This is a genomic window from Bradyrhizobium cajani (genome assembly GCF_009759665.1).
GTDB classification, from domain to species: Bacteria; Pseudomonadota; Alphaproteobacteria; order Rhizobiales; family Xanthobacteraceae; genus Bradyrhizobium; species Bradyrhizobium cajani.
This window is the reverse complement of sequence record NZ_WQNE01000001.1, coordinates 486,611-502,442: the sequence shown is the minus strand read 5'-3', so window position 1 is coordinate 502,442 and position 15,832 is coordinate 486,611. Positions and strand designations below refer to the sequence as shown.

The following is a 15,832-nucleotide window of genomic DNA, read 5'->3' as shown; positions in this document are numbered from 1 at the left end:
GAGGGAGGATGCGGCCGCTTCACGTATCGATCATGGTCACGTAGATCATATGAAGAGTGATTGGACCCTTCGATCCGTCCAAAATCACGCGCAGGCTCTTGGGGTAGTATCCAGCCCCGATCACTGTCCCGGTCCTTCCAGCCAAGCGAGGACCCGCAGCCGGCTTCACCTGAATTCGTGACCCCGGTGGAAACCTGAGCTCGATCTCGGCCGATCCTGACATGGTGTCCTCGCGAACGCTCAATTCTGCTCGAACAACCGCGGCAGCGCGTGGCACTAAACGAACGGGCGCATTGGACCGGGGCATATTCGATTGCGCGCTCGGCAAGAAGAGCTCTTCAGCAATGGTGCTGAAACGCAGCCCGGAGCTTAAGACAAAATTCCTTTCTTCCGCAGCTGCGCTACCTGGGCCGGCATCCGAAATCGATTTCGGTGCCACAATACCGATTCATAGCGAAGTCGGTCCGCAATGAATTCAATCCGCCGAACGGCGCCACCTCGTACTCAACAACGGAAACGCGCCGATGAGAACATCCGTCATCGGGAGTAATCCGCAGACAATCTTCGTTCGCTGCCCTTGGCAGAAACAATTTGCCGGCGTTATGCCAGATTCTCGGTGGTCACCTCGGCGCGCAGATCGTTGAATCGTCTTTTGAAACAGTTCGATCGGCGGATCGGAGGCAAAACGCCGTCGAATTGTCGTGCAAACTTTAGGCACAACAATCCCTTGGTTCCGCCCAATGATACGGAAATTCCTGCCTCAAACGTAAACATACGTTCACCGCCGTGGGACGCGCGATCGGTTGTCGGCGCTCAGACCCAAAAGGTCACTGGGGGTTTCAACACAGGAAGGGGAATATCATTGACTACCTTACATTACGCCGCGGGCGGGGGCCTGGACGATCAAGGTAATTTCGCACCAGCTGCAGCTGGTTTCAACCTCGCAGACGTCCAGTATGTCGACCAGGTGAATGCACTGCCCGATGGTGTGCAAGGTCTGGTCTGGCTCGATCAGTACCAAGGCGTGACTCAGGACTTCATCGACCAGGTGACGCCTTTCCTCAATAATCCGAAAGTGTTCGGCTTCTACCTTGTGGATGAGCCCGACATGACCGGGGAGTGGGGACCGCAAGCCGACCCCGCGGATCTGATGGCTGAATCCGACTGGATTCATCAGCACGATCCCGACGCCAAGACGTTCACCGTCCTGATGAACATGGGGTCGGCGGACGATCCGAACTACATGAACAGCTACAACCAGGAGAACACCCACATCGATTACTTCGGTCTCGATTGGTATCCGGTTTGGACCGATCGTCCCGACGTCGACGTCAGTACCATCGACAAATACGTCGCTGCTGCTGAGCAGGCCGGAATTCCGCTCGACTCCATCGTTCCGGCTTACCAGGCTTTCGGAGGCGGCGGCTGGACCACCGAAACCGGCAGCCATCACGTGATGCCCACTGCCGAGCAAGAGCAGGCAATGATCGATCGTTGGGCCGAACTCGTTCCCAATCCGGCGTTTGACTATGCTTACGCGTGGGGTTCGCAGAATGGCGATACCGCGCTCGAGAGCTCGCCGGAGCTGCAGCAGGTGTTCCTGGCGCACAATACGAGCGAGGGCACGTCGACGGGTGGCACGACCGTTCCGCCCGTGACCGATCCGGTGACCGACACGCCGCCGGTTGCGGATGCTGGCGGTGACACCGGCACGGATGGCACCACGACGCCGCCGGTTGCGGACGCTAGCGGTGACACCGGCACGGATGGCACCACGACGCCGCCGGTTGCGGATGCTGGCGGTGACACCGGCACGGACGGCACCACGACGCCGCCGGTTGCGGACGCTAGCGGTGACACCGGCACGGATGGCACCACGACGCCGCCGGTTGCGGATGCTGGCGGTAGCACCGGCACGGACGGCACCACGACGCCGCCGGTTGCCGACGCTGGCGGTAGCACCGGAAGCACCCCTCCCGTGTCGGGCTCGGACGGAACGACGGATCCGTCGACCGGCGGCACGACGGACACTGGCGGCTGGGGTGGCCATCACCGCGGCAACTGGTCGGGCGGTTGGCAGACGAGCGACGGCGATGGCGGGCACTGCCACCGCGGCGGTGGGCTCGATTTCTCGCAGTGGATCAATGCCGCCACGTCGTCCGCGTCCGGAGATCATTCCTGGTGGCGGGGTCACAATGCGACGTCGACCACGACTGCGGATGCAGCATCTGAGCAGGCGGATACGTCGGACACAGGCTCGTTCGCAGCGCATCTTGCTGATCTGATGTCTCACCACAACGATCATCACGCGTGGCACTCGTAAGCTCGTAGGTCGTCTACAACAACAAGGACATACGCGCGGTGCGCCGCGCGTATGTCCAATCTGGGGGAGTTCCTCGCGACCACAGGGCGGTCGAGAGGCGGGGTGCCATTCCGCGCACGGCGGAATGTTGAAATGCGGGCGTCTTGACGTCCGATCGCATGCAATTTTCAACCGCTTACCGCCGCCCGGCCAAGGGCGGCCCGGATATGCACATGCACGCTTCGGCAAAACAGTCTGCGCTCGCGGACGCTTTCCGTCGGATACGTCCCGGCCTGCTCGCGGCCGGCGGACTGTCCATCTTCATCAATCTTCTGGTGTTCGTTTCGCCGCTCTACACCATGCAGATCTACGATCGGGTGCTGACGAGCCGAAACGGGATGACGCTGTTGCTGCTGACGGTGATCGCGCTCGCTCTCTTCATCAGCTACGCGGCGCTCGAGCATTTTCGCAGTCGGGTGCTCGTGCAAACCGGACTTCACTTCGATCGGCTCCTCTCGGGAGAGGCGTTCGAGACGGCGCTCGGACAGGCGCTGAGCACGAGCAGCTCGCATCACGTTCAGCTGCTGCGCGACGTCGACACCTTGCGTGACGTGCTGTCGGGCGGCGTCATCACATCGCTGATGGACGTGCCGTGGACGCCGATTTTCCTCGCGATTTGCTTTTTGCTCCATCCGCTGATCGGCCTCGTCGCCCTTATCGGCGCGGTCATCATCCTGACGCTGGCCTTCCTCAACGAGCGTCTCACGAAGACGCCGCTGAATGCGGCTGCATCGAAGAATCTTCATGCACTGGACCGCTTGACCTCGTCGCTGCGCAACGCCGAAGCGATCCGCGCGCTTGGAATGGGACCCGCGGTCCGCGCCGCCTGGGCGGAAACTCACGGTCAGGCGCTGTTGCAAAGCGCGACGGCGGGAGAGCGAGGCGGGACTTTGCTCGCGATCTCGAAATTCCTGCGCATGGCGATTCAGGTGGCCATCATGGGAGTGGGCGCATACCTCGCGATCCAGCAGGAAATCTCGGGAGGCGTGCTGTTTGCCGCGTCGCTGATCATGGGACGCGCGCTCGCGCCCGTGGAGGCTTCGGTGTCGCAATGGAAGGCGCTCGTTGCCGCGCGGACGGCCTATGCCCGGCTCAAGCGAGCGCTCGAGGGGCGTTCGGCAGAGGGGCGGCCGACGAGGCTGCCGCCACTGGTGGGGCAGGTCTCGCTCGAGGGCGCGACGGTCCTCGTTCCCGGATCGCAATTGCCGGCCATCGCCGACGTCTCGTTCCGCCTGGCGCCCGGCGAAGTCGTCGCCGTGGTTGGCCAGTCCGGCTCTGGAAAATCGTCGTTGGCGCGGGCTCTGGTCGGCGCCTGGCCGCTGGTGCACGGCTGCGTGCGCATCGACGGCAACGACGTCAGACATTTCGATCCCAATTTCCTTGGACAGAACCTCGGCTACCTTCCGCAGGACGTCGAACTGTTTGCCGGTACCGTGCGCGACAACATTGCACGTTTCCGCGACGACGCCTCCGACGAGGCGGTCGTCGAGGCGGCGCAGTTGGCGTCGGCGCACATGATGATCCAGCGTCTTCCGAAGGGCTATGACACCGTGATCGGGGACAACGGCGCAGGTCTGTCCGGTGGTCAGCGGCAGCGCATCGGGCTCGCGCGCGCACTCTTCGGCAGGCCTGTGCTGGTGGTGCTCGACGAGCCGAATGCAAATCTCGACGGCGACGGCGATCGCGCACTGGCCGATACCATCCAGCGACTTAGGCAGAACAAGGTGACTATCGTGATTGTCAATCACCGCCCGAACTTGCTCGCTGCAGTGGACAAGATCGTGTTCATGCACGAGGGACGGCTCGGGCAAATCGGCACGCGCGAGGAAATGCTGCCGGCGCTGCTCGGACAGACGGTTGCTCCGATGCGACGTGACTTACGCGAGTCCGCCGAACATCGTCGTGCTGACCGCCATCACCCCGCTGACACTCACCATCGTGCCGATGGCGCTCACCGTAACGTGCAGCTTTCAAGTCAAATGCGCTCGGCGCATGCAACGAGGCAATAATGGACAAGATGCTGCGGCGGGGAGCGGACGCTCTTCACGACGAATTGGCGGAGATCCTGAAGCAGTTCAACAGGACCAGTGAACCGGCACGGGCGCCGCATGTTCCGGGCAAGCTCCTTGAGAAGGCGATAACGATGACGAAGTCGCTGATCCAGCTCGCAAAGGCAAAACTGCCGGCCTTGTGGTCCCGGGGGTCCTCAACGGGCGACAATGAGGGGCCGTCGGGCGATTGGCAGACACCCGCGCGACGGGGCTTCCTGATCGTCTTCCTCACCTTTGGCGTATTCGGCGGTTGGACTGCCCTCGCATCCATTGACGGTGCCGTCGTGGCGGCCGGCTCCGTCGTTGTCGAGAGCGACCGCAAGGTGGTGCAGCACCTCGAGGGCGGAATTGTCCAGAACCTGTTGGTGACGGGCGATGCTCATGTCGCGGAAGGACAGGTCCTGTTGCGGCTCGATCCGACCCAGGAGCGCGCCAAAGAGGAGATCGCCCGCTCGGCAGTGTACTCGGCGATCGCCGAGGAGGCACGTCTGCAGGCGGAAGCAGAAGGAAAGGACAGCATCACGTTTCCGGGCGATCTGCTCCAAAAGACGTCCGATCCCGGCGCAACGCGCGCAATGGGGGACCAGAAGCGGCGTTTCGACGAACGCCGCGCTGCCCGAAAGATCGAGATATCGATCCTGGAGGAGCGAATCGCGCAGGCTCAGCGGCAGATCCAGGGAAATATTGCGCAAAACAAAGGCGCGCGGGCGCAGTTCGACAGCGTGAGTCAGGAATACAACAAGCTCAAGCCGCTCGCCGATCAAGGCATCGTACCGTTCGCACGCATCGCCACGCTGGAGCGCTCCAAAGCCGATCTCGAGGGCAAGATCGGGGCATATGAGGCCGACATCGCACGCTATGGCCGCATCATCGACGAGTCGCGCCTCCAGATCGATCAGGTCGGGCAGAAGGTGCTGGAGGAAGCGACCGGCAAGCTCGCGGACACCCGTGCCCAGCTTGCCGATGCGCGTGAGAAGCTGCGCGTCGCCGTCGATGTCCTCGCCCGGATGGAAGTACGCGCACCGCGATCGGGGCGGATCGTGAACCTCAAGGTTCATACGATCGGGGCCGTGATAAAGGCGGGCGATGTGTTGATGGAGATCGTGCCGGACAACGACGTGCTCGTGGTCGCGGCGAAGGTATCGGCGCTCGACATCAACCACGTCCAGCTCGGCCTGCCGACCGAGGTGCGGCTTCCCTCGTTCAAGGCCCGTTCCACCCCGATCGCTCTTGGGGAGGTGCTATCGATCGCGGCAGATGCCACTCGCGACGATGCCACGCATCAACCCTATTACGAGGTGAAGGTCTCGGTCCAGGTGACGCAATTCCCCGACAAGGTCCGCGAAAAGCTCAAGCCAGGCATGATGGCCGACGTCCTTATCGCAACCGGTGAACGCACGATTCTTGCTTATCTGGCCCAGCCGATCACCGACGCGATCCGTCGCGGCATGCGGGAGAGCTGAGCACGCGTTGCCTTCGCGGGCCGGCCCGCGCGGAGGGAGCGGGAGCCGGAGTCCTAACGGTGCGGTGCCAGCCATCATTGTGGCGGGAGGTGCGGGAAGACGGCTATCCCCTCGCGTAGGCCATGACGACGCGACCGGCGCCCGTCTCGTCCATGACCACGCGGACATTCTCGTAAGCGTCGTTGCGTTCGAGCAGGGTTGCCACTTGCCGATCCTGGCCACGGCCGACCTCGAACAACAACAATCCTTGCGGCCGCAAGTACCGAGGTGCGTCTTTCGCCACGCGCATATGGATACTCAGTCCGTACGGTCCCGCGGCGAATGCCTCGCGCGGCTCGTCTATCAGTAGAGAAGCGCGATCACCCTTGAGCCGCGCTTCCGAGATGTAGGGTGGGTTGCAGACGATCATATCGATCGTTCGCTCGAGCTGCAGGCCCGACAAAGCCCCGAACAAATCGCCCCGGAGCACGGCGAGGCGAGACTCAAGAGCGTGACGCGCGGCATTGCGCCGCGCGAGCTCGACACATCCTTCGGTCAGGTCGCTGGCCCAAACGCGAGCGTCGAGAATATTGAGCGCGATCGCGCATGACAGATTGCCGGCGCCGCAGCACATGTCGACGATCCGCGGCGCGGGGAGGCGTTTCTGCCGCAAGGCGTCAACGGCGGTTCTGCCAAGCAACTCTGTCTCCGGCCGCGGCACCAGCGCGCCGGGAGCAACCAGCAGCTCGATTCCCATGAACATGGTGCATCCTCGCCCGTACGCCTCGGCTACGTTGATGGATTCGCTCATCGCATTCAGACCTCGCGCGTGATGCATCTTCTGCCAACGTGGCGAATGCCGTTCAGCTCGCAGTCAGCTGCAGGCCGAGCATCGTCACGGACCGTGAATGCGAGCTTGCTCAAGGACATGAATCTCTCCACTCTCTGGGCCAATCTGGGAAGGCTCGCTCCGGCAATTATCTGAGCCCTCTGATCCGTCCGTCCGCATTGTGAATGCCGCCGGCCCGAGCGCGTTCATACAGCTCGCGCGCCTTCGCCCTATCGCCGGCGACGCCGCGGGCGTCCCAGGATCGCAGCACGTGAGGATCGTAAGTCTCGGCCAGCATGAAGGCAGCCTGTGCGCTGCCATGATCGAGAATGTATTCGAGCAACCCCCGGGCACCGTTGATGTCCGCCTGCCGCAGCAATGCGCTGGCACGGGCGAGCAGTCTCTCCTCGTTGGCGAGCGGACGCGGTGGCGCGCTCGCAGCCGGCCGCTCCACCTTCGCATCAGGGCCGGACAGGGCTGCGCCCGTTGTGAGCTGTGCGTCCGGCGGTGTTACGCCGGAAGCAGGAGGCTTTGTCGGAGGCGAGGCGGTAGGCTGGACGACGCCTTGGCTTGTTGCGCGGCCCCCGCCGTCATACCAGGGCGCCTCCACGACCGCGAATGCATTCCATGCGCTCAGTTGATAGCGGGCAGACTCGGGCGCCGGAGGCCGCGCTTCGCCACTGTCTGCTTGCTCCCTTTCGAGCCTGGCTTGGGCCTTTGCGGCGGCTGCGGCCGTCTCGCGTGCGAGAGCGTCCGCACGGCTGCGCTGCTGTTCGATCTCGCGCTCCAGCGCCCGTTTGTGCTCGGCGTCCGCGGCGCGGTGAGCAGCCAATTCTGAACTCGCCGTCTGGGCCGCACGGAGTTGGGCCTGAACGGAATCCAGCTGGCGCACCGCGCTCTCTGCCCGGTCCCGTTGCTTCTCGAGCTCGCGCGTCAGCGCCTGCTTCTGACCGGTATCTGCAGCGTTGAGCTTGGCAGTCTCGGACACCGCAATCCGGAGGGGGCCGAGTTCATTGATGAGGGTTTCCGCCTTGTCCTGCTCCTGCTTCAGCTCGCGCTCGAGAGTTTCCGTTTGTACGGCCTGCGCCGCAGCAGACTTCTTGGCCTCGGCCGCTTCGCTCCGCGCAGCGTCGAGTTCCGAGCCAAGCGAGGCAAGCTGGAGCGCAAAGCGTTTGGCTCCGTTTCGTCGATCGAGCGGACGCTCCTGCTTGAGTTCGGCTTCAGATGCCTGCATGGCTTTTGAAGCCGCGACGCGTGCGACCTCGAGTTCGGCCCTGAGAAAGGAGAGCTCACGCGAAAGATTGCTCGTCTTTTCCCGCTCGTGTTCGAGCGCCTGCGTCTGCTGGATCCCGATCTCGATGGCGCGGCCGGTGTGCGTCTGGATCTGCCGCGTCGCGTCGAGTTCCGCCCGGACCGCAGCCAGTTCGCGCGCAAGCTTTTCCCTTCGGTCTCGCTCCTGATCCAGCAATAGCCTCAGGCTGACCCGCTCCGCTTCGAAAGCGGCCTGAACAGCCCTTGATCCGGCGGGTGATGAGGCCGTCGTTTCGAGTGCAGGACTGTCAGCCGGAGCGCGTTGCTGCTCCCTGGTGGGCACCGCCCCTTGAGGGGCCGGTGCCGCCGGCCGGTGAACGGACTGTGCCTCGGCAGGCTGAGCTTTGTCCGCGCGTTGAGCCAAGATCAGCCTCCCGCTGGTCTGCTCTCGTCCGGCTATGGAGTTCCCCCGATCCAACCTTGCCATTGCGATGAAGCGAGCGCCACCGCCGTCGTCTTGGTCGGGGGATTTGGCGTCGGCGGCTCCAATCAGAAGCGGAAAAAGGCAGGTGACCAGAACCACAATGAACCCGCCCGCGATTGCGCAAGCGCGGGGTCGGCGAGCGATGTCGAGCGATCCGCGTCCGCGGGACGAAAATTGCGGATGCTGCGGCCGGCGCGCAGAGGCCAGCGCGACAGCTTTTGCTTTCGACAAATCGAAACCGTGCACCCCCATTGCGACAGCCCAATGCTTGGCGGGGAATATGGCTTGCATTCATGACACCGCTTTCATCGGCGCGCTGTCGATATCGCAGTCGTGGTAGCCAGAACGGAGTAGAAGGAGGGGCGGCAATGGGTATTAGGTAGATCAAGCGGACCATCGCCCAAAGCTTCTTGCCCCGACGTCTTCGCTTAAATGGCTTGTGAAGCGCACGCTTCATCATCCGCGCAGGAAGCACAACATGAGCAGATCATTTGCCATTTTCGTCGGCGTGGCCGCTTTTGAAGGCGGCGCGCAGCCCGGTGAGCGCGACCGGTGCAATTTCGTACCTACGCGTCAGGACCGTCACCTCAAAGGCTCGATCGCGAAATCAAGAGGAGGACGCCTTGATCGCGCGCTCGATCACGGGCCGGTTGACCGAGAGGTGCGGCTCCACCACCAGATCAAGATGTCCGCCGGCGATCGGAATCACGTCCAGTTCTTCAAACAGGAAGTCCCATCCGAGGCGCGGCGTTACGCCTGGCCGATGGCATGCGAAGACGGTTCCCTTGATCGGCAAACGAGGTTTGCTGTCCGAAACCCAGCGTCCGAATGCGCGCATCCGGAGCAGTTCCTCGAGTTCGAGCCTGAGCATGAAACGTGTGTTTGCCAGGCGAGACCATGTAATGGAGTCGATGAGCCTGCAGAATCGAACCTCTTGGCCCATTCGCGTTGCAAGCTTCGCCACGGAGCGGCAAAGCATGCGGTAGATCGTCACGCGATGGGATCGAATCCGCTGCAACGTGCGGGAAAAGGCTTCCCGATGATTTGCTCTGCGCGGGCCCACGTTGGTGTCGAGAATGCCCAGGAATTTGACCGCACGACCCTGTTCAATCAATCGGCTTGCAACTTCGAAGGCGACGCCGCCGCCGAGGGAATAGCCGATCATTCGAACATCGCCGCGTGGCTGGGCCGCCTTGATCTGCTCGACCGCCAGCGCGGCCATCTCCTGGACCGAGTCGCCTCCAGCGAGACTCCAGCTCAGGTCCGGATAGCGAATGGGTATGACCCGCGCCACCTTGCTCAGCTGAGCGCCAAAGGCGGCCATGCTCGGGCCGTACCCCATGGAGCCGGGTAGTATGACGAGACATGGGAGGATTTGATGGTCGAGACGCTGCCGCTCCTGCCGATGCCCCGTGGCAACAGCCCGGATCATGTCTTCAGCGCTCATATCGACCGTGAACGCTTCCATGTTGAGCTCACGGCCGATCAGCTCTTCGAGATCCATGACGCAGCGCAGTAGCTTCAGCGAGTCGCCGCCGGCTTCGTCCCAACGTCCAGCGGCTTCCGGCGCGCCCAGGATATTGCTCCACACCTGATGCACGGCCTTGTTGGCCTCGGCCATTCTTTGCACCGCCGGCATCGGCATGGGCGAGGTCTTGTTGCTCTCCAGATCGAGCAGTTTCAGCCTGGCGTGATCGATCTTTCCTCCTGGAAGGCGGGGAATCTCCAGGACCTCGTGCAGTCTGGTCGGATGCAAGGCCGCAGGAAGGGTCTGCCGGATCAGCTCACGGACTTCGGTCTGGAAGTGCGGTCTCAGCGGGGCGGCCGGCGATGCAAAAAGAACCAGTTCGTTGGCGTCCGTCACGACGGCGACGGCGTCCTTCACATAGGCGAGCTTGCGCAGCGCACTCTCGAGTTCGGCCGGTTCGACACGCTGACCATTGATCTTGAGCTGGCGTCCCTTCCGTCCGACGATCCGCACGAGGCCATGCGTATCCACGACGACGAGGTCGCCCGTCGGGTAGATGCGAGACTTTGGATCGTCCGGGGCGTGCAATGCCGGAGAAAGCTGGCCGCCGTCCCAGTATCCGAGCATGACGTATCCGCTCTTGATAACCAGTTCGCCGACTTCACCGCACCGGACCGAATTTCCGCTTTCGTCGACCACGGCATATGATATGCCGGGAAGCAGATAGCCGACCGGAACGCTGACGCCATCCTCTTGCCGGTCCTTGGGAAGAAACCACTGGGTGCCGGTGGTCTCCGTCGACAGATAGCTGACCTGAATGAAGCAGCTTGCCTTCACCGCTCTTCGGATGAGGGCAATATCGGTCCACAGCACCTTCTCCCCGCCGACGCGGATCACGCGAAGCGAATCGAGATCGCCTTGTCGGCTGGCGTTGATCAGAGCACGAGCCAGGGCGGGTACGACGTAGGTGATCGTCACCTGTTGCGCCGTGATCTGGCGAAGAACGCCGCGCAACCCGAGCACCTCGATGTCCACGATGTGCAGCTTTGCCCCCGTCAGCAAGGCCGACAGCATCTCCCGGCAACCGGCGATCGTGGTGGGACCGCTTAGAGGCATGAAAACGTCGGCGGCGCTGATGTGACATGCATCCACGTATTGCTGAACGCGCTGGAGCAAATTGCGTTGGCTATTGACGACGCCCTTGGGCGCCCCGGTGCTGCCGGACGTATAGAGCACTACGGCAGGCGCATCGACCGAAACCTGCCCGAGCGTCGGCGTCGGTGATGCAGGTTCGCTGGCGCTCGCAACGTCGAGCCAGAGCAGGCCGTGTTGCTTGATCCACTCGGCAGAATCGCCGGCATCCTGCCCGATCAGCACGGAAATCCGTGCGACTTTGGCGATGCCCATGAGACGCTGAACTGGGTCGCGCGGGTTGAGGGGGACGAGGATTCGTCCGGCCGCCATGCAGGCTAGCATGGCGATTGGCTGCCAAGCCGACGCGCGCAACAGCCATCCGACGGCCTCCCCCTCCGGGATCAGAGCCTCGATCGCTTGGGCCAAGGTCAAGACCCGGGACAACAGCTGTGAGTACGTGAAGCTATGATTGGCGTCGCTGATTGCGACCTTGTTGGCGAACCTCGCCGTCACCGCAATCAGGTGATCGATCGCGGAGACGCCGGCAAAGCCGTCTCCCAGGCGATCGAATGATCGATCGGTCGGACCGTTGAGATCAAGATGCACGTCCACGGGTGTGAGCCAGCGCACGGGCTGCTGAACGAGGGAGGACGGGTCCGTGCCGAGAGCGTCGCTTGAACGACCAGACGGATGTGTACCGCTAAGGGTCTGAAGCTGCATCACCGTACTCGTCATGTTCCCGTCCTAACGTATGCCATTGCGGTCTCGGCACGCATACTTCAAATGAAGGATGTGGTTGCCTTCTGATTGTGGCTGCCCGGCAATACGCGGCATTGGATTTCAGGAGCTGGTTCGCATGCCTGGCCTCCGCCGGGCTGTTCGGCGTCCCCGCATATCGGAAGTCCGAGTGACCAACGCCCACCCGAGCCGCGCAATCATTTCCGGGCCCTCAGCGCGGTCTCAGCGCGGTCAGAGGTGTCGATGACCGGCTCGATGCTTATCCACCGTGCCGCTGCTGCCTTGAGGCGGCGATAATAGAGCATCAAAGTCGACTCCGACGACGGCGCGACTTCGGATGGCGCGAGCTCGGACGGCACGCCATGCGTCAGGACGCACCAGAATTTGATATGGGTATCGAGGTCCGACGACCGGGCGAACCGGTTCAAGGCGCTCCGTACGACGTCTCTGCTCGTGCTGCCGGCGCGGACCGCAAGCAGAACGTGATCGGCCCAGGAGGTGAGAAGTCTCACTTCCGGCGCATCATCCAGCGAGGGAGCGTTGATGACGACGAGGTCGTAGTTAGTTCTAAAATGCTCGAACAACGAATCCACCTTCGGGCCCACCAGCGGCCCCAGGCGGCTCCCCTCGGATAGTCTCGACGATATGTAGTCGATACCGAGCTCCGGGATGTGCTGAACGGCCTTCGCCGCGGCTCCGTCGTGCGCCAGCAGCTTGAACAGATCGGCGGACTCGCCGCCGGCGCGCCGAGGTACTTGGGCGAAATCCAGGAACAGAACGCGCTGTCCCAGCTGTGCTGCGCTAAAGCCGAAACTCCAGGCGATCGCGCTCTTGCCTTCACCGTGCGAGCAGGACGTCACCAGGACGACGTGTTGCGACCGTGGCGAGACTGGATCGGCGGCTATTAGCGATACGACGGTTGAGCGAACGGCCCTGTTGTACGAGACAGCCGATTCCTCTGCGAGCCGCCGCGGGAAGTTGCTCAATTCCAGTGGGATCGAAGGGATCACCCCGACGCACGGGATGTCCAATGCGTCTGTGGCTTCGGCCTCCGTGTGCAGGCTTCGGTCGAGGCGTTTGAGGATGACTGCGATGAGACAAGCCAGCAGCCCAAACACAATAGTGATTGGGGGAACGAGGAGAAACGGATTCAACGAGCTGGGGAGCTCCGGTGGCGAGGCATCAGCGATGACGGTCACGTCCGGCTCGGCGACGATGCCCTTCGTGGTCAGTTCCTGCCGTTTTCGCAACAGAGTTTCATACTGCTGGGCCAGCGTGGTGATCTTCCACTGCAACGCGGCGGCGCTCTGCGATGACGTGGTCTGACCCGCGTGGCTGGCGTCCCATTCCTCCTTTGCCTTGGTTAGGTCATGCTGCACGATGGCCGATTGTGCTGCGATGGCGTCCAGAGCCTGGAGTTCCATGGCGTGCTTTTGCCGGACCAGCTCATCGGCGTAGGATCGTGCGATCAGGTTTGCGACGTCAGCCGCCCGTTGCGGATTGGCATCGCTGGCAATGACGCTGATGACTCTGGACCTGCGTTCCTGACTAATCTTCAGGCGTCCCTTCAAGGCCGCCAAAGCTGCGCCATCGCGCGGTTGAGCCTTGCGGAACGGGAGCAGCGCCTTGATTTTCGACCATGTCGTGCCGAGGAGCGAGTCCGTCGCCTTCGCCCTCGTTGCGTTGTCGAGCGACCTCACCGCTGGAAGGAGACGACGCAGATAGGCATCGGACAACATCACGGTCACGTGCGTGTCGATGGTCGGATCGTCCGAGCCGCCAGTCGGCGCGGCGGAATTCCCGGGCGTGCCGGCACCGTCCGGGCCTCCCCGGGCGTTTACGACAAGCTGTGCCGTCGCGAGATAGGACGGGGACATAAACAGGCTACCCAGCACCGCGAGCAGCGCGCCGGCGCCGATCATCTTCATGATGAAGCGCCTGTATCGCCTAATGCTCTCCAGCACGTGCTTGAATGCCGCAACGGCGTCATCAGGAGGATTGTCATCGGCTTTTGACCGTGCCTGGGACAGAACCGTCACCGGGAGAATTCGCTTACCTGTGAACGCTTCCATCGCGTGCTCCTCTACTGCGCCGGTTCCATCACGTCCGCCATTTTGGACGTCTCGGAGGCCGCTGATGCGTCGAGCCAGGACTGCAGCATCAGAACAGCCCACAGCGGTCGTGAGAGATCACGGCGTCCGCTAAGGTGTTGCAGCCAGCAGTCCTGCACGCGCGTGGCGTCGAGAAGATGCTGATTGCGAAGGCGAGACTCGGACATGAGGTCTGATGCCCATGAGCGAAGCGGTCCTTTCAGCCAGGCGCCGATCGGTACGTCAAAGCCCTGTTTCGGCCGCTCGAACAATTGTCGGGGCACGTAGCGGCCAAGGACCTGGCGCAGTAGCCATTTTCCCTGACCATTGCGCACCTTCGCGGAATTGGGCAGCGTCCAGCTGAACTCAACAACGCGATGGTCGAGAAGCGGGCAGCGCGCCTCCAGGCTGGTCGCCATGCTGGCGCGATCGAGTTTCACGAGAATGTCGCTCGGGAGATATTCGAGCATATCCCGGACGACAAGATCAGAAAGAAGATCGTTGAGCGGCGGGATCGAGTCAGAAGTCGCGCCTGCCTGTGCCTGCATCAATTGCAATTCGGAGAGCCGCGTGGATCGGCGGTACATTTCGCCAATGTCACGGCTGCCGATGAGATCCGCCAGGCGGTTGATCCGATCGCCGCGGGTCATCCGTTGCAGCCAGCCCGGAAGATGAAGCGTTTCGACGATAGTGTCGCGCACTCCCCGTCCGAGCAGCGCCACGCCGCTTGCGGCCATCGTCCGCAACGACCGGTTGGAGTTCAGCAGAGGCGCCAAACGGGCAGACAGAACGTGCCTGGAATACCCGGCGAAGCACTCGTCACCTCCGTCGCCGGACAGGGCGACGGTGACGTCCCGCCGTGCAAGCCGAGACAGAAGCAGCGTCGGGATCTGCGATTCATCGGCAAACGGCTCATCCCAGATGGTCGGAAGTTCGGGAATGACTGCTCTGGCTTCCGCGGGCGTGAGACGTAGCTCGGTATGGCTGGTGCCGAGATGCCGCGCCACGGCCGCGGCGTTGGCCGTCTCATCAAATGCGCGTTCACCGAAGCCGATTGTGTATGTCCGCACCGGCCGGCTCGATTGGGCTTGCATCAGGGCTACGATGGTCGAACTGTCGATTCCGCCCGAAAGGAACAGCCCGACCGGCACGTCGGCGACCATTCGGTCGGCGACGGCGGCCTGGAGCAGACCGCTCAGGTGGGACACGAGCTGTTGGTCATCTGCGGCTGCGGGGGCTGCGCGACCCTCGCGCGCAACATCGGCCAACGACCACCACAGACGTGCGCGTTCTCGTAGCGCTGCGGCGTCCCGCCAGACAGAGAGGTCCGCAGCACCGATGGATAGGATGCCACCGGGTGGAAGCTTGAAGACGCCGCGCCAGATACACTGGTCCTCCGGCAACCATCCGCGCTCCATGAACTCCGCGACGGCACATGGATCGATCTCCTGATGAAAGTCAGGAAATGCAGATATGGCCTTCAGCTCCGACGCGAACGCGACCGCATTCGGCGTCCGCGCGACGTAGAGCGGCTTTTTTCCCATTCGATCGCGGGCGAGGTGAAGCGTGCGGTTCCGGCGGTCCCACAATCCGATTGCGAACATGCCGTTGGTGCGTTGGAGCGCCTTCTCGAGCCCCCATCTCTGGATCAAGCCAAGCAAGACCTCCGTGTCGCTATTGCCGGTGAAGCGCTCGCCTTCCCGCTCGAGCTCTCGGCGCAACGGCTTGAAGTTGTAGATCTCGCCGTTGAATGTGATGACGAACCGGCCGTCGTTCGAAATCATCGGCTGTCGACCGGCATCAGAAAGATCGATGATCGCTAGCCTGCGGTGTCCGAACGCCACCCCGGCGTCCCGGTCGATCCAGAACCCGTCTGCGTCGGGACCGCGGTGGCGCAGGCGAGCCGTCATCGGCCCGATCGCCGCCAGGTCGGCGGATCGAGAAGCGTGCTGCGTCTGAAGTATTCCGGTAATCCCGCACATG

At 62.8% G+C, this 15,832-nt stretch carries 8 protein-coding genes; 3 read left to right on the top strand and 5 right to left on the bottom strand.

Translation table 11 applies throughout. The features are described 5' to 3' along the window. The first annotated feature begins 862 nt into the window (after window positions 1-862). From GPL20_RS39140 to GPL20_RS02210, 3 genes are all read left to right on the top strand, one after another. Window positions 863-2,323: a calcium-binding protein gene (locus tag GPL20_RS39140; RefSeq protein WP_205751129.1), complete on the top strand. Its 1,461-nt coding sequence runs from the start codon at window positions 863-865 to the stop codon at window positions 2,321-2,323. A 206-nt stretch (window positions 2,324-2,529) separates the two neighbouring features. Then, window positions 2,530-4,371: a type I secretion system permease/ATPase gene (locus GPL20_RS02215; RefSeq protein ID WP_157327468.1), complete on the top strand. Its 1,842-nt coding sequence runs from the start codon at window positions 2,530-2,532 to the stop codon at window positions 4,369-4,371. Further along, window positions 4,371-5,876 (top strand): HlyD family type I secretion periplasmic adaptor subunit, encoded by a 1,506-nt coding sequence (locus tag GPL20_RS02210; protein ID WP_246250012.1) that lies wholly within the window; start codon window positions 4,371-4,373, stop codon window positions 5,874-5,876. Before GPL20_RS02215 ends, GPL20_RS02210 begins: the two co-directional genes overlap by 1 nt. Before the next feature lie 103 nt (window positions 5,877-5,979). Here the strand turns inward: GPL20_RS02210 and GPL20_RS02205 are convergent, their stop codons facing one another. The 5 genes from GPL20_RS02205 to asnB all read right to left on the bottom strand — a co-directional run bounded on the left by GPL20_RS02205 (window position 5,980) and on the right by asnB (window position 15,831). Beyond that, a complete protein-coding gene (locus tag GPL20_RS02205; protein WP_157327243.1) occupies window positions 5,980-6,666 on the bottom strand; it encodes a N5-glutamine methyltransferase family protein in 687 nt (228 codons plus the stop codon). A gap of 166 nt (window positions 6,667-6,832) precedes the next feature. Next, window positions 6,833-8,710 carry a coiled-coil domain-containing protein gene (locus GPL20_RS02200; RefSeq protein ID WP_157327240.1) on the bottom strand — a complete coding sequence of 626 codons (1,878 nt, stop codon included), beginning with the start codon at window positions 8,708-8,710 and terminating at the stop codon, window positions 6,833-6,835. 316 nt (window positions 8,711-9,026) lie between these two features. Continuing rightward, a complete protein-coding gene (locus tag GPL20_RS02195; RefSeq protein ID WP_157327238.1) occupies window positions 9,027-11,756 on the bottom strand; it encodes a non-ribosomal peptide synthetase in 2,730 nt (909 codons plus the stop codon). 200 nt (window positions 11,757-11,956) lie between these two features. Next, window positions 11,957-13,831 carry a GumC domain-containing protein gene (locus GPL20_RS02190; protein ID WP_157327237.1) on the bottom strand — a complete coding sequence of 625 codons (1,875 nt, stop codon included), beginning with the start codon at window positions 13,829-13,831 and terminating at the stop codon, window positions 11,957-11,959. Between the two features lie 11 nt (window positions 13,832-13,842). Beyond that, window positions 13,843-15,831: an asparagine synthase (glutamine-hydrolyzing) gene (gene asnB, locus GPL20_RS02185; protein WP_157327235.1), complete on the bottom strand. Its 1,989-nt coding sequence runs from the start codon at window positions 15,829-15,831 to the stop codon at window positions 13,843-13,845. Window position 15,832 lies beyond the last annotated feature (1 nt).

Bases quoted from the DNA above. Each gene is read 5' to 3' on its own strand.
- GPL20_RS02215 (WP_157327468.1), top strand. From the start codon at position 2,530: ATGCACATGCACGCTTCGGCAAAACAGTCTGCGCTCGCGGACGCTTTC.
- GPL20_RS02195 (WP_157327238.1), bottom strand. From the start codon at position 11,756: ATGACGAGTACGGTGATGCAGCTTCAGACCCTTAGCGGTACACATCCG.
- GPL20_RS02205 (WP_157327243.1), bottom strand. From the start codon at position 6,666: ATGAGCGAATCCATCAACGTAGCCGAGGCGTACGGGCGAGGATGCACC.
- GPL20_RS02190 (WP_157327237.1), bottom strand. From the start codon at position 13,831: ATGGAAGCGTTCACAGGTAAGCGAATTCTCCCGGTGACGGTTCTGTCC.
- GPL20_RS02210 (WP_246250012.1), top strand. From the start codon at position 4,371: ATGGACAAGATGCTGCGGCGGGGAGCGGACGCTCTTCACGACGAATTG.
- GPL20_RS02200 (WP_157327240.1), bottom strand. From the start codon at position 8,710: ATGCAAGCCATATTCCCCGCCAAGCATTGGGCTGTCGCAATGGGGGTG.
- asnB (WP_157327235.1), bottom strand. From the start codon at position 15,831: ATGTGCGGGATTACCGGAATACTTCAGACGCAGCACGCTTCTCGATCC.